The following is a 20733-nucleotide window of genomic DNA, read 5'->3' on the forward strand; positions in this document are numbered from 1 at the left end:
CCTCATGCCGAGAACGGAACCGTACCGGCTACCCGAGCAGCGCGAGCACCTGCAACTCGCCGACGAGCCCGCCGATCACCGCGCCGACGGCGATCAGCTTCCACTCGTCCTGCCGGAACGCCGGCCGCAGCAGCTGCTCGAACTCCAGCGCGCTCAGCTTCTTCATCCGGTCGACGATCGTGTTGCGCACGTCGAGCGCGTTGATCGCGTAGTTCTCGGCGTACCGGATCGTCTCCGGGACGCGCTCCGCGGCCTTCGCGGCCGCCGTCTGCTTCATCTCCTGGAACTTCTTGGTCCCGACGGCGATGGCGACGAACGGCTTGACGACGCTGGCCTGCGCGTCGATCGTCTTCTGCACCTCGCGGGTGATCATCGCGAACAGCTTGTCGGACTTCGGCCCGCGCAGCACGGCTTCCAGCAGGTTGGGAATGGTGATGATCTCGCGCGCGATCATGTCGCCGTAGTCGGCGGCGACCTGGTCGCGGCGCTTCTGGAAGATGCCCTGCCAGGTGTAGAGCCCGAAGAACCGCTTCGGCTCGCGCGGCAGGAAGATCATCTTCAGGGCCAGCCAGTCGGTGAGCCAGCCGATGCCGAGGCCGAACAGCGGGAGCACGATCGGCGACTTCGTCAGCGCCCAGACCACCAGCTGGACGCAGCCGAGGATGAACCCGAACCAGATGCCCGAGCGCGCGATGAACCGCATCTCGGGCCGCGAGATGTCGCGGATCAGCCGGTTGAGCAGGGCCTTGTCGCGCACGAGGTTCGTCACGACCATGTGCTGCAGGTCGAGGACGTCCTCGATGTTGTCGGCGATCTCCCGCATGATCTTGGTGATCGCCTTCGGCGCCTCGGCCTGGACGCGCTTGAGCAGCAGCTGCTGCGCGCCGTTCGGCAGCACCTCCCACAGCCGCGGCTGGTAGGTCTCCATCACCTCGCGGGTGACGTCCTCGACGACCCGCAGCAGCGGCTGCTCGATCTCCTTCGCGACCTGCGCCGGGTCGAGCCGGGCGAAGATCTCCTTGGGGTCGACGACGTTCGTCGTCAGCATCTCGGTGGCCGTCGCCGCCATGCGCTCGGCGTTCGCCGGCAGCACGCCCTGCCAGCCGAAGGGTTTGACGCCGACGAACTCGAGGGGCCGGAACATCATTTCGATGGCGACGCGCTTGGTGACGTAGCCGATCAGCGCCGCGATGAACGGCATGGTGACGTACACCTGCCAGTGCGTGCCGAAGTCCACCCGCGCACGCTATCGGCCCGTGATCAGTGCAGCAGGAGGAGTACCTGGAGTTCACCCACCAGGCCACCGATGACCGCCCCGACGGCGATCAGCTTCCATTCGTCCTGCTTGAAGGCGGGGCGCAGGATGCCTTCGAACTCAAGTGGGGTCAGCTGCCGCATCTTCTCGACGATCGTGTTGCGGACGTCGAGCGCGCCGGTGGCGTAGCTTTCGACGTGCTTCACCGTTTCGGGGAGGTATTCGATCGCTTTGGCGGCTGCCGCGCGCTTCATCTCCTGGTACTGCCGGCCGCCGATGGTGAGGGCGACGACCGGCTTGGCCAGGCTGACCTGCGCGTCGATCGTGCGCTGGACCTCGCGGGTGACGAGCGCGAACAGCTTGTCCGCGCGCGGCCCGGTGAGCACGGCCTCGAGGACGTTCCGGACGGTGAGGACCTCGTCGGCGATCAACGCGCCGTAGTCGGCGGCGACCTCCTGGCGGCGTTTCTGGAACATGCCCTGCCAGCGGAAGAAGCCGAACCCGCGCGGCTCGCGCGGGTAGAAGATCATCTTGAGCGCGAGCCAGTCCGTGACGAAGCCCGTGACGAAACCGAAGATGGGCATGATCAGCGGTTGTTTCGTCAGCGCCCAGGCGACGAACTGGACGAGCCCGATGACGAACCCGAACCAGATCCCCGAGCGCGCGATGAACTTGAACTCGGGCGCGGCGACCTCCCGGATCAGCCGGCAGGTCAGCGACTTGTCGCGGACCATGGCGCCGATGAGCATGTCGTTGACGTCGAGGACGTCGTCGATGTTGGTCGAGACCTCCCGCAGCAGCCGCTTGACGACCTGCGGGGCCTGCGCGCGGACCTGGTCGACGAGCAGCCGTTGCGCGCGCGACGGCAGCATCTCCCAGAGCCGGGGCTGGTAGGTCTCCATGACTTCGCGCGTGACGTCTTCGACGGCCTTGAGCAGGGGCGCTTCGAGCTCTTTGACCATTTCCTCCGGATCGAGGCGGCTGAAGATCTCCCGCGGGTCGACGAGGTTGCGGGTCAGCAGGTCGACGGCCGTGGCGGCCATCCGCCGCGCGTTCGCCGGGATGACGCCCTGCCAGCCGAAGAACGGCTTGATGCCTTTGAACTCCAGCGGCCGGAACATCATCTCGATGGCGACGCGCTTGGTGAGGTAGCCGATGAGGGCGGCGATGAGCGGCATGGTGGCGTAGACGGGCCAGTGCGCGCCGATGTCCGCGAGGATCGCCGGAATGTCCAAAGTGGCCTCCTCGCCGTTAACCGCTGGTCAACAAGGTCAGGATGCCATGCGTCACCAGGGGTTCCAATATCCGTGATGCATCCGTTTGGCGGTACGTCCTGGTGGGCCCCGGCTCATTAAGGTGGCGCGATGGTCGCGCCTGAGAAGCCCCAGTCCGCTCCGAAGACAGCCCAGTTCGCCGTGGGTGTCCGCGGCTACAACCAGCGTCAGGTCGACGAACGCCTCGCCGAGCTGACCAAGGAGTTCCGGGAAACCGCCCGCAGCCGCGACGAGGCCGTCGCGACGTCGTCGGACCTTTCCAAGGCCCTCGCGTACGCGCAGAAGGAGCTCGCCGAGACGAAGGCGGCGCTGGCCCGGATGAGCTCGAGCCCGTCCGGCGCGGGCGCGATGGCCGAGCGCGTCCGGATGATGATGCAGCTGGCCGAGGAGGAGATCGCGGACCTGCGCGCGGCAGCGGAGGCGGACGCGGCGTCGACTCGCGACCAGGCGGACAAGTACGCGCACGAGACCCGCCGCACGGCCGACAAGCTGGCGAAGGACGCGGAGGAAGAGCGCGCGCGCCTGCTGTCGGAGGCGAAGGGCGAGATCGAGAAGCTGAACGCGGCGGCGGGCGCGAAGAGGGTCGAGCTGGCGGCGGCGGCCGAGCGGGCGCGCAAGGAAGCGGACGCCAAGGCCGAGGCCGCGGCGGCTTCGTTGCGGGAGGAAGCGGACCGGAAGGCTTCGGAGGAGCTGGCCGCTCGCAAGAAGGCGTTCGACGACGAGTACGCCGCGAAGAAGAAGGCGTTCGACGAGGAGATCGCCCGGAAGAAGCACGAGACGGAAGCCGCGCTGGCTTCGGCCCGGTCCCAGCAGGCGGAGGCCGACCGGAACCGGAAGCTGGCTTTGGACCTGCGGTCGAAGGTCGCCGAGCGGATCGCGGCCACGGATGTCGCGGTGCAGGAGGCCATGCGGTTGCTGGCTCCGGAGCCTGCCGCGGAGAACGGGGACCGCAAGCCGGCTCCGGCTCCTGCCGCGAAGGCCGCGCCCGCGCCTGCCGCTCCGGCGAAGGCCTGACCTTTCCCCAGACGCCGGCGCCTCCCGGATCACCGGGAGGCGCCGGGCCAATTCCGGTGGGTGGAGTTATCCACATCGGATCCGGTTGTCCACAGATTTCCGGCGCGCCTGTTTTCGCAGGTCAGACGCGATAGACTGGACAGGGGACGCCCCCCCAGGGATGGGCGGGGGCTTGTCTGCGGGGCCGGGGTGGCCGATCCGGTCGCCCGCACGTCATGAACGGGTCGTTCACCTCGTCAGACGACGTGAACGACCCTTTCATGACATCGCCGCGACGCCCGGGCAGACCGCGCGGCCACGACTTTGCCGGAGCCCTGCCGGGGATGGGCGGGGGCTTGTCTGCGGGGCCCGGGGGTGGCCGAAGCTCGTCGATGGCTGGCAGTGTTCAGCTCAGCTGCCGATCACCACGAGAACGGACCCGCCGCATGCTCCTCGAGACCGAACGGGCCGCCGTGTGCGCCTACGCGCGGCGGATGGTCGGGGACGGCCTCGTCGTCGGGACCTCCGGGAACGTCTCCGTCCGGGCCGGCGACCTCGTCGCCGTCACCCCGACCGGCGTCCCCTACTCCAGCATGAACCCGGCCGACGTCCCCGTCGTCGACCTCGGCGGCCAGGTCGTCGACGGCTCGCTCAAGCCGACCAGCGAACTGCCGATGCACCTGTCCGTCTACTGGGACGTGCGCGATCCCGACAGCGAGCCCGTCACCGCCGTCGTGCACACGCACTCGCCGCACGCCACCGCCGTCTCCACCCTCGTGCGCGAGGTGCCGCCGATCCACTACATCATCGCCACGATCGGCCCTTCGGTGCGCGTCGCGCGCTACGCCACGTACGGCACGCCGGAGCTGGCGACGGCGGTGCTGGAGGCGCTCGAAGGGCGCCGCGGCTGCCTGATGGCCAACCACGGCACCCTCACCTACGGCGACGGCCTCGAGGCCGCGTACCACCGGGCCCAGCAGCTCGAGTGGGCCTGCCGGGTGTGGCTGCTCGCCCAGGGTGCCGGCCGGCCCGCCCTGCTGCCGCCGCCCGAGGTGGCGAAGGTCGTCGACCTCTTGCGCGGCTACGGCCAGACCTAGGACGCCAGCGCGTCGACGGCGTGGACGGCGTCCAGCAGTTCCGCCACCGTCGGGTCGTCGACCGCCTCCTTGATGCACTGCCACAGCTGGAGGTTCGCCGTCGCCCAGCGCGAATACGTGGCCGCCGCCTCGGGGTTGTAGAAGTAGTACCCCTCGTCGTGGACGTCGCACTGCTCGCCGACGATCTTGTGCGCCAGCTCGCGCAGGCTCAGCCCGTTCTCGCGCAGGTACCGGTGCGCCAGCACCACCGGGGTCACGGGCAGCGCCTTGAACAACGTGTCCGCGTCGCTCAGCGCCTGTGCCTCCAGCGAAATGTCACGGCCGCGCGTGGCCATCTCGGCTTCGTCGACGATCTCGTCGATCCACCGGGCGACCCCGGCCGGCACCCCGCACTCCGCGAGGATCTCCAGCCGCAGGCTCCGGCCCGCCGCCGCGGGCGAGTTGCGGAGCACCAGGTAGTTGACGTCGTGCACCAGCGCCGCCACCTCGACCACCGCGCGGTCGGCCCCGTTGTGCTGGGCGAAGCCGGCCGCCTTCGCGCGGACGAAGCTCACGTGGTGCCAGCCGTGGAACGGCAGCCGCTCCGCGTAACGGCGGCAGAGCCGGTGAACCCGGTTCGCGACGGCGTCGACGATGAGTTGGTCGATCGTGCTTTCCTGCGTGCGCATACACCTCTCCGATCCCGGCCGTGGTGTTCAGACGGGTGGAGTAATGGTAAGCGCCGTGACGCCGGTGGGTAGCTAGATGCGGTCGGCCAATTCCCCCAATCGGACCTCTACCGGAACGTGACGATGGCCGATTCCCGTGGCGGGATCGAATGAAAGGCTGAAACTGCTCACCGGGCGTGATTTCACCAGGAACGTCATCGTGCCGTCGGCCGCTTCGGGGATGCGGTGGAATTCGTCGGCCAGCATGGTGGCGCAGGCTCCGGCCTGGCACAACGTCCGGCGCCGCAGCCGCGCGGCCGCGATCAGCCCGGTTCCGGCGTCGATCGTCGTCTCGTATCTCTCGTGCAGGTAGTCACCACGGAGAATGGTGGTGCAGAAGTGGTACCTGTGGTTGTGCACGGAATCCGCGTATCCCTCCCGCCAGTCCTCCTGCGCCTTGTATTCGTGCAGCCAGAAGGAAAACGGGTCGGACGGCGAATCGAGCAGGCACCAGGCGAAGTGCGTGGTCGTTTCCCGGGACGAGCGCAGGATTTTCACGGATTCCGCGGTGGTCAACGCGCGCAACTGGGAACGCAGTTCGTCCCGCAGGCCGGGCTGGGCGGCCCACGGCCGGAACCACTCGTCGACGGCGCGCCAGCCGGCGGCCAGGGGGAACTCGGCCGCGCGCAGGCGCGTGGCCAGTTCGGAAAGGGGGGACAGGCGGGTGAGCAAGGTCAGCTCCCTAGCTCGGCGACTTCGGAGAACTCCGCGCGGAAAGCGTGGAACTTGCCTTCCAGCTCGCGGAACTGCTCCTCGGACAGGGGGGATCCGGTGATCTTTTCGAACAGCGCCAGGAAATCCGTCCGCGTCGTCGCGGACGTGATGCGGAAGTGGCGGCCGGTCCGGGACTGCGAGACGCGCACGAACTCGGCGCGCTCCATGTTGTAGAGGAAGGAACCCTCGGTGAACCGCAGGGACCGCGGGTACAGCTTCGTGGCGCCGCGGACGTCGCTGTAGAGCGACACCCACACGCTGTCGTCGAACATTTCGAGCCGGTCCAGCGGCGGGTCGGCGACCACGGTGATGTCGACCTGCGCGCAGCGGCTGCGCGCCAGGAAGAGGCCGACGAGCCCGATCCGGATCTCTTCGTCGAGCCGGGTCTGGATCTGTTCGGAGTCGACGTCGCCCGCCTCGCGGCGCAGCAGGTAGCGGGCGCGCCCGCTGATCGAACTCGCGTCCCGCGGGTCGGCGATGACGGCCCGGAGCTCCCGTTCGGTGCGGGAAAGCAACAGGCGGGCGGCCGCGTGCCGCCCGGAGAAGCCGCGGAAGAAGTACTGCCGGGTCGCGTTGAGGTCGGCCATCAGCAACCGGTTGAAGCCGGGGTCGGGGTCGGTGGTCGCCTCGAAGACGTCGGTGGGGAAGAACTCCTTGTTCAGCGCGCGGTATTCGGCGCTGAGGTCCTCCAGCGCGCGCCTGCTTTCCTCGATCACCGGGGTCACCAGCGCCTTCTGCGACGCGCTGGCGGTGATCAGCGTGGTGCCGAACCCCACGATCGCGGAGATCAGGGTGCCGGTGCCCAGCGACGTCACCAGGTTCTTCCCGGTGCCGGGGTCCATCAGGCCGGCGAGCCACAGGCTGAGGCCGGCGACGACGACGAGCACCGTGAGGAGCAAGCTCGTCCTGGTCCAGAAGATCTCCTGCAGTGGGGTACGGCGGCGGGGTCCGCCGTCCGCGACCACGTGCTTCACCTCCCTCGTGCCACCCGAACGGACGTATGCGCAAAGTGTCTGTTCGAGCGCGGGGAGTCACTTTACGCGCCAATCGGGGCGCGCGAAATAAGAAGTTCGGGGGACAGGACGGACGGACAGGCGTCACTCTCGGCAATAATTAACCAGCTTGGCCCGGTTTTCGAAAATCGCGGAAAACCGGCTTCAGAGCGTGGCCGGGAGCCCCTTTTCGTACCAGTCCGGCCCGGGTTCGGCGGTCATCAGGAACTCCACGACGACCGGCGCGGGGGCCGGGTGGATCTCCGGGTGATCGCGTTCGCCGCGCGCGAAGTCCACCGGCCAGGCCAGTTTTTCCGCGTCGAGCGAAAACTCCCCGCCCGCGCCCGTCCGGTTGCCGCGCGCGTCGAGGCGCACCCATTTGCCGAGCAGGTGCACGGCATTCAGCCCGTGCAGCGCGGACAGCTCCTGGTAGCAGAACCCGGCCGGAATCCCTTGTGCGCGCAGCAAAGCGGCGAGCAGGTGCGCCTTCGCGTGGCAGATCCCGACGCGCTCGCGCAGGACGTCCGACGCCCGCCAGGTGACGCGCGGATCGCGCGCGTCGATCACGTGGTCGACCTCATCCCGGACAAACCGGAATACGGCCTCGGCGTACGTGACGGGATCGTCCCCGGCCGTCCGGAGAACGTCTGCGCGGGCGCGGATCGCGGGGTGCTCGTGATCGACGACGGCGTCGGCGGCGAGGTAGTCGCTCAGCCGTTTGGAGGTCGGCGACAGGACGGGACTCATCCGGCCATCCTGACAGGTGCGGCCATTCGGGCGAGCCTGGTTTTCCTGCGCGGCAACGCTCCGCGTTCGCCGGTTACGGAAGGTAAAAGTCGGGTGAGAAGCCCGTCCAGCGCAGATCCGCGGTCAGGTGCGCGACGTCGTTGTACGTCAGCAATGCGGCGGGCCGTCCCGGCGAGTACCGGATGACGGTCAGCGCGGCGTTGGCGTGGTTCAGGGCGAGCCACCGCCACGGCGGCGCGTCCTGCGAGGCGCGCACCAGCCAGCCGGCGAGGAAGTTGTGCGTGACGAGCACTTCGTACCGCGTCTCGGCGCCCGGCACGGGCCCGGCGAACCGCCGCTCGGCCTCGGCGGCGAGCTCTTCGTCGGCGGGCGGGAGTTGCCGGGTGAAGGCGTGCAGGAGGTCGCCCGAGGTTTCGGGGAGTTCCTCGCGCATCGGCGTGTAGGGGACGAAGTCGTCGGCCGCTTTGTCGACGTAGATCGGGACGCCGGGGAGCTGGGTGGCGATGAGCGCGGCGGTCTGGCTCGCGCGCGGAAGGGGACCGTGGTGGACGGCGTTGATCGGGATCTCGCGGAGGCGCCGGCCGAGCAGGAGCGCTTGCCGCCGGCCGGCTTCGGTGAGGTCGCCGGTGGGTGCCGCTTCGCCGTGGCGGGTGAGGAAGAGGTACCGCGTCGCGAGCATCAGCCGACGGGCACGAGTGCACCCTGCGGGCCGTGGCTCGGCGTGAACTGGGCGAGCAGCCGGACGGGGGCGGGGTGCGGAGGGAGGACGGTCGAGGCGAACGGCGTGATGGTGTGCTCGTAGCCGCTGTTCGTGTGCAGGTGGACGCTCACGTGGACGTTCCGGTCGCCGGGGATTTCGAAGGTGACGGCGCCCCAGGAGACGATGTATTGGCGGCCGTCGATGCTGGCGATCGGGGCGTAGGCGCGGACTGTGTGGCCCAGGTGGGGGATGTCGACGGTGAGGAGACGGCGGGGGCCGTCGTGGTTGTCCACGTACGGGATCACGCCGGGCACCTTGGCCAGGTCGATCGGCTCGCTCATCCTTCGGCTCCGCTCAGAACTGGTAGTACAGGAACGGGCTGAACGTGCCCGTCGCGATCAGGATCGCCGCGTACACCAAGCCCACCGTCATCACGCCGATGCGCAATGCCGTGGCCGGGCGGCTGCGGGACGACTCCAGCAGCGGTCCCGTCACCGGGTGGGCCGGCAAGAGGAACACCGCCAGCGCCGCCAGCAGCAACACCAGCCGCTGGTTCGTGAACGCCTCTTCCACCCCCGCGCCCAGGCCGTTGAAGTCCGGGATCAGCATGTGGCCGATCATCGACAGCGCGTGGCCCAGGTCCGCCGACCTGAAGAACACCCAGCCGAACACCACCAGCAACATCGTCAACGCGCGGCGGGCCAGCCGCGGCCAGCGGGACGACGGGTCCAGGTCGAAGCCGAACCGGCGCTCGATCACCAGCAGCGCTCCGTGGTAGCAGCCCCACACCAGGAACGTCCACTGCGCTCCGTGCCAGAAACCCGTCAGCACGAACACGATGCACAGGTTCCGGTACGTGTGGGCCGCTCCGTTCCGGTTGCCGCCCAAGGGGATGTAGACGTAGTCGCGGAACCAGCGGGACAGCGACATGTGCCAGCGGCGCCAGAACTCCGTGATCGTCACCGAGGAATACGGCCGCGCGAAGTTCTCCGGGAGCCGGAAGCCCAGCATGCGGCCCAGGCCGATCGCCATGTCCGAGTAGCCCGAAAAATCGAAGAACAGCTGGAGCGTGTAGCCGATCGCGCCGAGCCACGCCGTCGCGAATGTCATCTCGTCCGGCGGGACCTTGAAACACGCCTCCACCAACGGGCTCAGCGAGTCCGCGATGATCGTCTTCTTGCACAGCCCCAACGCGAACCGGGGGAAGCCCGCCGCGATGTCGTCCAGGCGGTGGGAACGCAGCTGCGGGAGCTGGTCGGCGATCTCGCGGTACCGCACGATCGGGCCCGCCACCAGCTGCGGGAACATCGCGATGTACGCCGCGAACGCCACCGGGTTGCGCAACGCCTGGCGCTCGCCGCGGTAGATGTCGACCACGTACGAAATGTGGTGGAACGTGTAGAACGAGATGCCGATCGGCACCACCAGGCTCGCCACCGGCACGCTGCCGCCGAACCAGTGCGCCACCGCCGCGATCTGCTGCGTCGCGAAGCCCGCGTACTTCCAGATCAGCAGCACCGCGACGTCCAGCGACACCACCGCGATGAGGATGCGGCGCCGCCGGACGCCGTTCACGTCGAACGGGTTCGGGGCCAGCAGCGGGCCGGCCAGGAAGTTGACCACCATGCAGCCCAGCAGCAGGAACACGAACGGCCCCGCGCCGATCGTGTAGAACAGCAGGCTGCCGACCGCGACGATGCCGTTGCGCCAGCTCCGCGGGCACACCAGCACGGCGACGAGCACCGCCGGCATGAAGTACCACAGGAACAGTGGCGATACGAACGACATCGGGTCCCCTCGGCTTTATCCGATGGTGACCTTAACCCGACCGGGTGGTGCGGTCAGACCCGACCGGCGGCACGGCGGCGGCGCGCCACCTCCGCCAGCAGCACGCCGGCCGCCACGGACGCGTTCAGCGACTCCACGCCCGCCGCCATCGGGATCGACACCGTCGCGTCGCACGTCTCGCGGACCAGGCGCGACAGCCCGCGGCCCTCCGAGCCCAGCACGATGACCAGCGGGTCGGCCGCCAGCTCCAGCTCGTCGATGTCCACCGAACCGTCGGCGTCCAGGCCGACCAGCATCAGGCCCTCGTTCGCCCACGCCTTGAGCTGGCGGGTGAGGTTGGTCGCCACCGCGATCGGCAGCTTCGCCGCCGTCCCGGCGCTCGTGCGCCACGCCACCGCCGTCATGCCCGCGCTGCGCCGCTCCGGCAGCAGCACGCCGTGCGCGCCGAACGCGGCCGCCGAGCGGATCACCGCGCCCAGGTTGCGCGGGTCGGTGACGCCGTCGAGCGCGACGAACAGCGGCACCTCGCCCGAGTTGCGGGCGGCGGCCATGAGCTCGTCCGGGTGCGCGTACTCGAACGGCGGGACCTGCAGGCCCAGGCCCTGGTGCACGGCCCGGTTCGTCTTGCGGTCAAGCTCCTCGCGCGGGATCTCCAGGATCGAGATGCCCTTGTCGCCGGCCAGCCGGACGGCGTCGTTCACGCGGTCGTCGATCTCGATGTTCAGCGCGACGTACAGCGCGGTCGCGGGGACGCCCGCGCGCAGCGCCTCGACCACCGGGTTGCGCCCGGCGATCAGCTCCGGCTTGTCGGCCTTCTTCTGCCGCGCCTGGTCGCGCTTGGTCTGGGCGTTCGCCTGGCGGTAGGCCTTGTGCCCGGGGCGGTCCTCCGCCTTCGGGGTCGGCCCCTTGCCTTCGAGGGCCTTGCGGCGCTGACCGCCCGAGCCGACGACGGCACCCTTCTTGGTGCCCGTCTTGCGGATCGCGCCCTGGCGCCGCGAATTGCCTGCCATGGTGAAAGTTTCCTTGCTGTGTAACGGGATCAGTCGGACTTGACTGTCCACTGAGGACCGTTGGGGGTGTCCTCCACCACGATGCCCGCCTGCGCGAGGCGGTCACGGGCGGCGTCCGCGCGGGCGAAGTCCTTCTCGGCGCGGGCCTGCTGGCGCTCGGCCAGCAGCCCTTCGACGATCCGGGACAGCGCGTCCTTGGTGGGCGTGTCGGAACCGCCCGCCTCGGACCAGCGCGCGGACAGCGGGTCGAGGCCGAGCACGTCGGTCATCGCGCGGACGGCCGCGGCGAATTCGAGTGCCTTGGGGGTGTCGCCCGCGTCGAGGGCGGCGTTACCGTCCCGGACCGTGGTGTGGACCACGGCGAACGCCTGCGGGGTCGCGAGGTCGTCGTCGAGCGCGTTCGCGAACGCCTCGGGGATCGTGCCGATTCCGACGGAGCCCGACTGCGCGGCGCGACGCAGGAACGTCTCGATCCGCCGGTAGCCCTGCGCGGCTTCCGACAGCGCGCCGTCGGAGTACTCGATGGTCGAGCGGTAGTGCGGCTGGACCAGGTAGTAGCGCAGCTCGGGCGCGCGGTAGCGCTCCAGCATCGACGGGATCGACACGGTGTTGCCGAGCGACTTCGACATCTTCTCGCCCGACATGGTCACCCAGGCGTTGTGCAGCCAGAACCGCGCGAAGGCGTCGCCCGCCGCGTTCGACTGGGCGCGCTCGTTCTCGTGGTGCGGGAAGACCAGGTCGATGCCGCCGCCGTGGATGTCGAACTCCGCGCCGAGGTACGCCGTCGCCATCGCCGAGCACTCCAGGTGCCAGCCCGGCCGGCCGTTGCCCCACGGCGTCGGCCACGACGGCTCGCCCGGCTTCGCGCTCTTCCACATGGTGAAGTCGCGCGGGTCGCGCTTGCCGCGGGTCGGCGTCTCGCCCTGCTGGACGTCCTCGAGGACCTGGCCGGACAGCTTGCCGTACTCGTCGAACGACTTGACCGAGAAGTAGACGTCGCCGTCCGCGACGTAGCCGTGGCCGCTCTCGATGAGGCGTTCCATCAGCTCGACCATCTGGGTGACGTGCCCGGTCGCGCGCGGGTTGATCGACGGCGGCAGGCAGCCGAGCTGCTCGTACGCGGCCTCGAAGGCGCGCTCGTGCGTCGCGCCCCACTCCCACCAGGGCCGCTCGTGCTCGGCGGCCTTGGTCAGGATCTTGTCGTCGATGTCCGTGACGTTGCGGACCAGCAGCACGTCCAGTCCACTGTGGACGAGCCAGCGGCGCAGGACGTCGTAGTTCAGGACACCGCGGACGTGCCCGATGTGCGGAACGCCCTGCACGGTGGCACCACACACGTAGATCGACGCCGTTCCGCTACGGACGGGGTGGAACTCCCGCACGCTCCGGGTCGCTGTGTCGAAAAGGTGTAGGGCCACCCTGAAAGGGTACGGGGTGGGCGTGAGCGAGGTCGCAGCCCCTAGCCGACGCCGTGCGTGCGCAACGCCGTGAGCAGGGCGTCCGGCCGGTCGGCGGTGGGCAGCGGGTCGACCAGCGCGAACTCGCAGCCGAGCGCGCGGGCGCCCCCGTCGGCCTCCTCGCTGTCGCCGACCATGAGCGTCTCGGTGGCCGGGACGCCGAGGCCCTGGACGGCCTTGCGGAAGATCTCCAGCTCCGGCTTGATGGCGCCGACCTCGAAGGACAGGATGAACTCGTCGACGTAGGCGTCCCACCCGCGCGCGGTGAAGGCCGGCCGGATGTCGAAGGCGATGTTGCTCAGCACGCCGACCTTCAGGCCCCGCTCGGACGCCGCCTTCAGCGCGGCTTCGGTGTCCGGGTACGGCGTCCACTGGCTGGGATCGATGAGCCGGTTGTAGAGCGCTTCGGCCTGGTCGAAGTGCGGGACGCCGGACTTCTTGAGCACCTCGAGGTAGACCTTCCGGTGCAGCACGGGGTCGCGGTCGCGCTCCCGCCAGGCGTGCACGTGCTCGGCGTCCAGCTCGACGACCTGCCCGACCGGGGCGGTCATCCGGCGCATCAGCTCGGCCTGCGCCTCGATGTCGAGCGGCTCACCTTCGTGGTTCGTCAGTTCGGTGAGCCAGGACTCGTCCTGCTCGAGCCGGAAGAGCGTGCCGGAGTAGTCGAACAACACGGCCCTGATCGTCATGGTTTCCAGCCTATCGGGACTCTCAGGCCGAATGCCCTGTGATGTGTTCGGGGAAAACGCGCACGAGCACGCGCACGACCTCGGGCGGCTCGGGCGGGAAGACGTCGCCGGTGTACTTGCGGGCCAGCTCGTCGTTCAGCTCGCGGCCGCCCTCGACGGTGACCTCGGCGCGGCCGCGGATCTCGACGTAGTTCTCGGGGTCGGCCAGGTCGAAGACGGAGAGCGAGACGCGGGGATCGCGCCGGATGTTGCGTTCCTTGCGCCGGCCTTGGACGGTCACGAAGACCACGGTGTCGCCGTCGCGCTTCGCCCAGACGACGGAGCTCTGCGGCGAGCCGTCGGCGTTCGTGGTGGCGACGACGGGGTAGTTGGCGCCGTCGAGCAGGGCCTTGGTGGCTTCGTTGAACATGGTCCGGACCCTATTTCACGTTGCCGGCGACCTTGTCGACCTTGAGCCGGACGATGACGCGTTCGGTGTCTTCGCTCTCGGGTGGCGGGTCCTGCGCGAGGTACTTCTGGCTGAGGGTCTTCGGGAGCGCCTTGCCGGGGTCGGGGGTGATCGTGGCGGTGCCGCGCAGCTGGGTGTGGCGGTAGGGATCGGCGGCGTCGGTGATGGAGACGCTGAGGCGGGGGTCGCGACGCAGGTTGCGGACCTTCCGGCGGTCCTCGGTCGCGCTGAAGACGAGGTCGCCGTCGTCGAGGCCGATCCAGACGACGGAAGTCTGCGGGCCACCGTCGGGATCGAGGGTGGCGACGGTGGCGAAGTTCTTCCCGTCGATCAGCGCGCGGACGGCGTCCGAGAGGGTGAGGGCCATATCACGCCGAACGGGCGCGGGTTGGGCCCTATTCCGTCGCTCCGGATGACATGAATGAGTCATTCACGTCACCTGGCGACAGGGCTCCGGCAAAGTCGTGGCCGCGCGGTCTGCTCGGCGTCGCGGCGATGTCATGAAAGGGTCGTTCATGTCGTCTGACGAGGTGAACGACCCGTTCATGACGTGCGGGCGACCGGATCGGCCGCGCTGCCCTGACTTTGCCGGGACCCTGGTCGTCTGGCGACATGAATGAGTCATTCACGTCTCCTGGCGACAGGGCTCCGGCAAAGTCGTGGCCGCGCGGTCTGCTCGGCGTCGCGGCGATGTCATGAAAGGGTCGTTCATGTCGTCTGACGAGGTGAACGACCCGTTCATGACGTGCGGGCGACCGGATCGGCCGCGCTGACCTGACTTTGCCGGGACCCTGGTCGTCTGGCGACATGAATGAGTCATTCACGTCGTCTGGTGACATGAATGAGTCATTCACTACGTCCGAGCCAGCAGGAGCGCCGTCGCGAAGGCCGCGATCCCCTCGCCGCGCCCGGTCAGCCCCAAGCCGTCCGACGTCGTCCCGGACACGCTCACCGGCCCGCCGACCGCCTCCGACAGCACCTTCTGCGCCTCCTCGCGCCGCTTCCCCACGCGCGGCGCGTTCCCCACGATCTGCACGGAAGCGTTCCCGACCCGCCAGCCCGCCGCCGAGATCAGCTCGCGGACCTCGACGAGCATGTCCGCCCCGTGAGCGCCGTCCATCCGGGGGTCGCCCGTGCCGAACACCGCGCCCAGGTCACCCAGCCCCGCCGCCGACAGCAGCGCGTCGCACAGGGCGTGCGCTGCCACGTCGCCGTCCGAATGGCCCGCGCACCCGTCGACCCCCGGCCACAGCAGCCCCGCCATCCAGCACTCGCGGCCCGCCTCGACCGGGTGGACGTCGACCCCGTTGCCGATCCTCACAGCGTCTCCTCGTTCTTCGGTGCCGCCGCGATCGCCTCGGCCAGGGACAGTTCGAAATCCGTCGTGACGCGCATCGCGTCCGGGTGGCCGTCCACCAGCGCCGCGCCGGCCACGTCCCACGGGTCGGTCGCCGAGAGGAACGCCGACAGCGTGTAGCCGATCGGTGTCTGGACCGTGCGCAGCCGCGCGCGGTCCTCGGTTCCGACGATCAGGGACGAATCGGTCACCTTCACCGTGTCCGCCATCGGCAGCACCGGGACGACTACCGGAGCGTCACCCACCGCAGTGATGATGTCACGCACCGTCTCCGCAGGAATGAAGGCACGCAGAGCGTCGTGGAGGAGTACAACTGAGTCACGGGGAAGATCGGGCTCGACGGCGGCGAAGGCCTGCCGGAGCGAGCCGGGGACGACCCGGCAGTCCAGGCCGCGAACGGCCTCGGAAAACGACGAAGCACACCGCTGGGGGGCCGCCACGAGCACCAGATCGATCTCCGGTACGCCGAGCAGCCCCCGCACGGTGTGCGTGAGTAGCGCCTCACCATGGACCGGCGTGAGAGCGAGCTCTCCGTCGGAGGCATGATGTGCGACGGTCACGATCGCGACGACGTTCATCGGTTCGCGATCGTAGAGGCATCCGCCCGCCCGTCGAGCAGACGCCTGTGGGCTCAGAACCTTATTCAGCCGTCGGCCGGCGCAAAAGTTGCTGCAGGCGGGCCGCCTGCGGTCCGTCGCGCCGTCCTGACCAGAATAAGATTCTCAGACCGTCGCGGTTTCCAGAACTTCGTCGAGGAGGACTTCAGCCTTGTCCTCGTCGGTGCCCTCCGCGAGCGCGAGCTCGCTGACCAGAATTTGCCGCGCCTTGGCGAGCATGCGCTTCTCGCCTGCCGAAAGCCCGCGGTCCTTCTCTCGCCGCCAGAGGTCGCGCACCACTTCGGCCACCTTGTTCACATCGCCGGAGGCGAGCTTCTCGAGGTTGGCCTTGTACCGACGAGACCAGTTGGTTGGCTCCTCGGTGTGCGGAGCACGCAGAACGTCGAAGACCTTGTCCAGTCCTTCTTGCCCGACGACATCGCGCACGCCTACGATCTCGGCGTTGTCAGCGGGCACGCGAACCGTGAGATCCCCTTGCGCGACCTTGAGGACGAGGTACTTCTTTTCCTCGCCCTTGATCACACGGGTCTCGATGGCTTCGATGAGTGCGGCACCGTGGTGCGGGTAGACGACGGTCTCTCCGACCTTGAAAACCATGTGTCCTCTGCCCCTTTCGCTGACTCCATCCTAGCACGGTCCGCCAGTGCCCACCTAGCGGGCTGGACTCGTCCTCGCAGGTCAGCGGCCTGAGCGGGGCTTGACAAACGTCGGAGGCCCATGCTCATGCAGGTGACCGGGACGCGTTTCCCGACGTGGTACGAAATCCTTTGTGGACGGTTGATCTTGGGCGCAACGCGGACCGGTTCCGCCCGGGAGATCGCGCCCGGCTAGTCTTCGCGGGAACGAGGCCGTGAAACTGGAAGGACTGCGACGTGAGGCTGCAGAATCGTCGCGTGCTCGGCGCGGGCGTGCTGGCGCTCGGTGCCGCGCTCGTGCTCGCCGGGTGCGGGGCCGGCCAGATCACCCAGACCGACACGCAGCAGCCCGCCGTCAACGGCACGTATGCCCAGGTCAAGACCATTGTCCTGCGTGACGCCGCGGTGCAGTACCCGACGTCGGGTCCCGGCTACCCGGCCGGCGCGACCCCGTCGCTCACGCTGACGATCGTGAACACCGGCGCCCAGGACGACTCACTCGTCTCGGTGACGACCGAGGACGGCACCCAGGCGACCGTGAGCGGCTCGAAGGCCGTCGTCGCGGCGCACTCGCTGGTGATCGGCCCGGACGACGCCGTCGAGTCCACCAATGAGGTGCAGACCACACCGCCGAGCGCGCCGTCGTCCACGGGCACCTCGTCGAGCTCGAGCTCCACGCCCACCAAGTCGGAGACGAACACGCCCGGCAGCCTGACGGCGTCGTCGACGTCCGAGGTCCCGTCGTCCGGCCCGGCCGCGACGCCGACGGCGCCCGAGAAGGTCGGCCAGGCCACGGTCAAGCTGCCGGCGCTGAAGCAGCCGCTGTGGCCGGGGCAGACGATCAAGGTGACGTTCGTGTTCCAGAACGCGGGCCCGGTCACCGTGGAGCTGCCGGTCGCGGCTCCGGCGCACGTCAAGGAGTAGGTCCCCGGTTTTGTCGGTGGTCGCCGATAGCCTCGCGGGGTGAAGAAAGGGACCACCTTCCGCTGCGGGAGCTGCGGGTACGAAGCGGCCAAGTGGCTGGGCCGGTGTCCGGAGTGCCAGGAATGGGGCTCCTTCGAGGAACGCGGGGCACCGGCCAGGCCGGCCATCCAGCGCGTCGCCGCCGGGGCGCCCAGCGCGCCCGCGCGGCCGATCGGCGAGGTCGACGTCGAAGCCGCGCGCGCCCGGCGCACCGGCGTTTCCGAGCTCGACCGCGTGCTCGGTGGTGGCCTCGTCCCCGGCGCCGTCGTCCTGCTCGCCGGTGAGCCCGGCGTCGGCAAGTCGACCCTGCTGCTCGAAGTCGCCTACCAGTGGGCGAAGACCGTCGACCGGTCCCTGTACGTCACCGGCGAGGAGTCCGCGGGTCAGGTCCGGTTGCGCGCCGAGCGAACGGGCAACGTCCACGACCGCATGTACCTCGCCGCCGAGAGCGACCTCTCGGCCATTCTCGGGCACGTCGACGACGTCAAGCCGGGCGTGCTGATCGTCGACTCGGTGCAGACGATGGCGTCCCCGCAGGTGGACGGCTCGCCGGGCGGCGTCACGCAGGTGCGCGCGGTGACGTCCGGGCTCGTCGCGCTGGCCAAGGAGCGCGGCCTGCCCGTGGTCCTGGTGGGGCACGTCACGAAGGACGGCTCGGTCGCCGGCCCGCGCGTGCTCGAACACCTGGTGGACGTCGTGCTGCAGTTCGAGGGCGACAAGCACTCGACGCTGCGGATGGTCCGCGGCATCAAGAACCGCTTCGGCGCCGCCGACGAGATCGGCTGCTTCGAGCTGCAGGAAGAAGGCATCGTCGGCGTCCCGGACCCGTCCGGGCTGTTCATCAGCCGCACGGCGGAGCCGGTCCCCGGCACGGCGATCACCGTCTCCCTCGAAGGCAAGCGGCCGCTGCTGGGCGAGGTCCAGGCGCTGGTGTCGTCGACGTCGGCACCGCAGCCGCGGCGCGCGGTGAGCGGGCTGGACTCGGCGCGCGTGGCGATGGTCCTGGCCGTCCTCGAGAAGCGCGGCGGGCTGAAGCTGGGCGACAAGGACGTCTACACGGCCACCGTCGGCGGCATGAAGATCACCGAGCCGGGGATCGACCTGGCGCTGGTGCTGGCCCTGACGTCGTCGTTCGAAGACGTCGCTTTGTCGCCCCGGCTGGTGTCGGTGGGCGAGGTCGGGCTGGCCGGCGAGATCCGCCGGGTGCCGAGCGTGGGGCGCCGGCTGGCGGAGGCCGCGCGGCTGGGCTTCACGCACGCCCTCGTCCCGCCGGACTCCGGGAAGCCGCCGGCGGGAATCCGCGTATTGGAGGTGGCGAACGTCGCAGACGCGTTGAACGCGGCCGGCCACGCCCGCTGATCACCCGGAGGTCCGGGTGATCGCGTACGAGTAGACCGCGTCCGGCTCCCCGAACTTCTGCGGGTTCGGCGGGAACAACGGGATTTCCGTGGTCGTCGTGACGGTCGTCGACGGGAACCCCGCGGAGCTCGGCGGCGGCGGCGACGTGCTCCGCGGGACGTTGCCGGAATGCTCCGTCACCGAGAACACGCCGTCGGCCGCGGCCAGCAGCTGGGCCGTCGACGGGTCGAGGTACAGGCGCTGGCCCGTGTCCTTCGCGACGATGACCGTCGCGGGGCGCCCGTCGGCGGTGTGCGCCGGCTCGGCGTGGACGCTGGGTATCGCGATCAGCGCGTCCCGCAGGGCGAACCGGACGTCTTTGCGGACCAGGCCCAGCGCCAGCACGCTGCGCACCATCGTGAGCGATTCGGCCGGGCCCCCGCGGTTGTCGCGGAGCAGGGCCTTGGCCACCTGCGCGCGGTCGGGGGGCAAGGAGGCGACGAACGACGCGTCGGGCGCGACCCAGTTCACGGGCGGCTGGCTGGGGAACACGCCACCGGGTCCGTACTCGTCGAGGGGGGCCCGGTCGAGGTGGACCTTGGCCTGCGAGGTGGGGTCCAGCCCGGTGATCCCGCCCGTCCACCTCGTGCGGCGGTGCCAGACGCCGGTGGGATCGGCGGGGATCCACAGCTCGACCATCTGCTGGAACTTCGACGGCCGCCCGAAGGTCATCTGGGTCACCCACGCGAGCTTCTGCGTGTAGTGGAATTCGCCGGGCGCGAGCGGCCGGTCGAGGTCGGCGAGCTGCGCGGCGGGCTGGGCCGGCTCGGGGGCGGGCGGCCGCAGCGAGACGACGATCCCGAGGCCGCCCACCAGCGTGACGACGGCCGCGGCCACCGCGATCCACCGCCAGCTCCCGCGGCGACGCTGCCGGGGTGGCGCTTCGGTCGTACCGGCCGCCGCCATCAGGGACGCGCGGGCGAAGGCGAGGCTGTCGTCCTCGTCGACGTCGTCGTGCAGGTCGGCCAGCGCCGCGTCGAGTTCGGCGTCGGACCAGATCTTCCGGACGTTGTCTTCACGCAAGGTCCTGCACCTCCTCTTGAGCCGGGGCGTTCGTCCTGAGCCAGCGTCTGATCCGGTGCAGCCGGGACCGGACGGTACCGGGCGGGATGCCGAGGGCTTCGGCGACCTCGGCCGGTTCGAGCCCGGCCCACGAGACCAGCAGCAGCGTGTCGCGGTCGGCGGGGCTGAGCTTGGCGAGCGCGCCGGCGAGCTGCGCGGCGCGCACCTGGGCATCGACCTGCTCGGCGACGCGGCCGTCGTGCGCGGCGTGGCTGTGGTCCCCGGCGCGGGCGAGCCGCGCGGTGGCCTGCAGCCCGCGCAGCTCGGACCGCACGTGGTGGCGCAGCAGGTTGGTGGCGATGCCGTAGAGCCAGGAGCGCGCGGTGCCGAGTTCGGGCCGGTAGGACTCCCGCCGCCGGAGCGCGACGAGGAAGGTCTCGGCGACGAGGTCGTTGGCCGGTTCGGGCCCGACGCGCCGGGCGAGGTAGCGCCGTAGCGCGGCGGCATGGGCGTCGAAGAGCCGCCCGAACGCCGGCCCGGGCTCGGTTCCGCCCAGGTCCGGGCGGTCGTGCCCCCAGATCTCCGATCCCTCGTGGATCACCTGCATGCCCCCAGTTGCCCGCAGCGCGCGCGAGCGTTCACGGGCGAACCTACCTTCGTCGTGGTCCGTTCGAGATGGCCCCGGCCGGGGCCCGGGCGCCCGCGGCGATCGCCGGCCCTGGTCGGCACGGCGAGTCGCGCATTCGGCGGAAAAGGACTGGACCACTTCTTTCGCCTGGTGCGCGCACTTCGTTACGGACTACCGGAATGTCGGGAGTATGACCTTGATCTCAATTGATCCGGGTCGGGCGCCTTTCTAGGTTGGGAGAGCGACCCGGCCGGGAGGGGCG

23 protein-coding genes are annotated in these 20733 nt (G+C 69.8%); 4 read left to right on the forward strand and 19 right to left on the reverse strand.

What is annotated here, in order from left to right:
• Positions 1-28: 28 nt before the first annotated feature.
• Together ABFJ78_RS05875 and ABFJ78_RS05880 are read right to left on the reverse strand one after the other, a co-directional pair.
• Positions 29-1201, reverse strand: coding sequence for a DUF445 domain-containing protein (locus tag ABFJ78_RS05875; RefSeq protein ID WP_436385398.1), 1173 nt, complete (start codon positions 1199-1201; stop codon positions 29-31).
• Positions 1202-1260: 59 nt separating this feature from the next.
• Positions 1261-2490 carry a DUF445 family protein gene (locus tag ABFJ78_RS05880; RefSeq protein ID WP_436384656.1) on the reverse strand — a complete coding sequence of 410 codons (1230 nt, stop codon included), beginning with the start codon at positions 2488-2490 and terminating at the stop codon, positions 1261-1263.
• A gap of 129 nt (positions 2491-2619) precedes the next feature.
• Here ABFJ78_RS05880 and ABFJ78_RS05885 point away from each other — a divergent pair, with 129 nt between their 5' ends.
• Positions 2620-3543 (forward strand): hypothetical protein, encoded by a 924-nt coding sequence (locus ABFJ78_RS05885; protein WP_436384657.1) that lies wholly within the window; start codon positions 2620-2622, stop codon positions 3541-3543.
• A 425-nt stretch (positions 3544-3968) separates the two neighbouring features.
• Positions 3969-4619 carry a class II aldolase/adducin family protein gene (locus ABFJ78_RS05890; RefSeq protein WP_436384658.1) on the forward strand — a complete coding sequence of 217 codons (651 nt, stop codon included), beginning with the start codon at positions 3969-3971 and terminating at the stop codon, positions 4617-4619.
• On the opposite strand, the gene ABFJ78_RS05895 is transcribed toward ABFJ78_RS05890, so the two are convergent.
• The 15 genes from ABFJ78_RS05895 to ABFJ78_RS05965 form a co-directional block, all read right to left on the reverse strand.
• A complete protein-coding gene (locus tag ABFJ78_RS05895) occupies positions 4616-5287 on the reverse strand; it encodes an HD family phosphohydrolase (protein ID WP_436384659.1) in 672 nt (223 codons plus the stop codon). The two genes, ABFJ78_RS05890 and ABFJ78_RS05895, sit on opposite strands and share 4 nt — an antisense overlap.
• 72 nt (positions 5288-5359) lie before the next feature.
• Positions 5360-5998 (reverse strand): hypothetical protein, encoded by a 639-nt coding sequence (locus ABFJ78_RS05900; RefSeq protein ID WP_372669913.1) that lies wholly within the window; start codon positions 5996-5998, stop codon positions 5360-5362.
• 2 nt (positions 5999-6000) lie between these two features.
• Positions 6001-7014, reverse strand: coding sequence for a hypothetical protein (locus ABFJ78_RS05905; protein WP_436384661.1), 1014 nt, complete (start codon positions 7012-7014; stop codon positions 6001-6003).
• Positions 7015-7197: 183 nt separating this feature from the next.
• A complete protein-coding gene (locus tag ABFJ78_RS05910; RefSeq protein WP_436384662.1) occupies positions 7198-7779 on the reverse strand; it encodes a transglutaminase-like domain-containing protein in 582 nt (193 codons plus the stop codon).
• A gap of 73 nt (positions 7780-7852) precedes the next feature.
• The gene (locus ABFJ78_RS05915; RefSeq protein WP_436384663.1) at positions 7853-8458 is read right to left on the reverse strand and encodes a histidine phosphatase family protein; all 606 of its coding nucleotides are present in this window, start codon (positions 8456-8458) and stop codon (positions 7853-7855) included.
• Positions 8458-8820, reverse strand: coding sequence for a hypothetical protein (locus ABFJ78_RS05920; RefSeq protein WP_436384665.1), 363 nt, complete (start codon positions 8818-8820; stop codon positions 8458-8460). Before ABFJ78_RS05920 ends, ABFJ78_RS05915 begins: the two co-directional genes overlap by 1 nt.
• Before the next feature lie 13 nt (positions 8821-8833).
• On the reverse strand, positions 8834-10267 hold the full coding sequence (locus tag ABFJ78_RS05925) for an MBOAT family O-acyltransferase (protein WP_436384666.1): 1434 nt from the start codon (positions 10265-10267) through the stop codon (positions 8834-8836).
• Between the two features lie 53 nt (positions 10268-10320).
• Positions 10321-11277, reverse strand: coding sequence for a 23S rRNA (guanosine(2251)-2'-O)-methyltransferase RlmB (gene rlmB, locus ABFJ78_RS05930; RefSeq protein WP_436384667.1), 957 nt, complete (start codon positions 11275-11277; stop codon positions 10321-10323).
• 29 nt (positions 11278-11306) lie between these two features.
• Positions 11307-12695, reverse strand: coding sequence for a cysteine--tRNA ligase (cysS, locus tag ABFJ78_RS05935; RefSeq protein ID WP_436384668.1), 1389 nt, complete (start codon positions 12693-12695; stop codon positions 11307-11309).
• 41 nt (positions 12696-12736) lie between these two features.
• The gene (locus ABFJ78_RS05940) at positions 12737-13423 is read right to left on the reverse strand and encodes an HAD family hydrolase (RefSeq protein ID WP_436384669.1); all 687 of its coding nucleotides are present in this window, start codon (positions 13421-13423) and stop codon (positions 12737-12739) included.
• A gap of 22 nt (positions 13424-13445) precedes the next feature.
• Complete coding sequence (locus tag ABFJ78_RS05945) at positions 13446-13832, reverse strand: PPOX class F420-dependent oxidoreductase (RefSeq protein ID WP_436384670.1); 387 nt, start codon at positions 13830-13832, stop codon at positions 13446-13448.
• Positions 13833-13842: 10 nt separating this feature from the next.
• A complete protein-coding gene (locus tag ABFJ78_RS05950) occupies positions 13843-14238 on the reverse strand; it encodes a PPOX class F420-dependent oxidoreductase (protein WP_436384671.1) in 396 nt (131 codons plus the stop codon).
• 486 nt (positions 14239-14724) lie between these two features.
• Complete coding sequence (gene ispF / locus ABFJ78_RS05955) at positions 14725-15192, reverse strand: 2-C-methyl-D-erythritol 2,4-cyclodiphosphate synthase (protein WP_360484381.1); 468 nt, start codon at positions 15190-15192, stop codon at positions 14725-14727.
• A complete protein-coding gene (locus ABFJ78_RS05960; protein ID WP_436384672.1) occupies positions 15189-15806 on the reverse strand; it encodes an IspD/TarI family cytidylyltransferase in 618 nt (205 codons plus the stop codon). The genes ispF and ABFJ78_RS05960 overlap by 4 nt, the downstream gene beginning before the upstream one ends.
• Before the next feature lie 144 nt (positions 15807-15950).
• Positions 15951-16442, reverse strand: coding sequence for a CarD family transcriptional regulator (locus tag ABFJ78_RS05965; protein WP_004559016.1), 492 nt, complete (start codon positions 16440-16442; stop codon positions 15951-15953).
• 275 nt (positions 16443-16717) lie between these two features.
• Here ABFJ78_RS05965 and ABFJ78_RS05970 point away from each other — a divergent pair, with 275 nt between their 5' ends.
• Positions 16718-17404, forward strand: a complete 687-nt coding sequence (locus ABFJ78_RS05970) for a hypothetical protein (protein WP_436384675.1) — start codon at positions 16718-16720, stop codon at positions 17402-17404.
• A 39-nt stretch (positions 17405-17443) separates the two neighbouring features.
• Complete coding sequence (radA, locus tag ABFJ78_RS05975) at positions 17444-18802, forward strand: DNA repair protein RadA (RefSeq protein WP_436384676.1); 1359 nt, start codon at positions 17444-17446, stop codon at positions 18800-18802.
• Here radA and ABFJ78_RS05980 read toward each other — a convergent pair whose 3' ends face one another.
• The gene (locus ABFJ78_RS05980; RefSeq protein WP_436384677.1) at positions 18803-19864 is read right to left on the reverse strand and encodes a CU044_5270 family protein; all 1062 of its coding nucleotides are present in this window, start codon (positions 19862-19864) and stop codon (positions 18803-18805) included. It lies immediately after the preceding gene.
• Complete coding sequence (locus tag ABFJ78_RS05985) at positions 19857-20450, reverse strand: RNA polymerase sigma factor (protein ID WP_436384678.1); 594 nt, start codon at positions 20448-20450, stop codon at positions 19857-19859. The genes ABFJ78_RS05980 and ABFJ78_RS05985 overlap by 8 nt, the downstream gene beginning before the upstream one ends.
• Between the last annotated feature and the right edge of the window lie 283 nt (positions 20451-20733).

The organism is Amycolatopsis sp. MEPSY49, assembly GCF_051337345.1.
Classification (GTDB): domain Bacteria; phylum Actinomycetota; class Actinomycetes; order Mycobacteriales; family Pseudonocardiaceae; genus Amycolatopsis.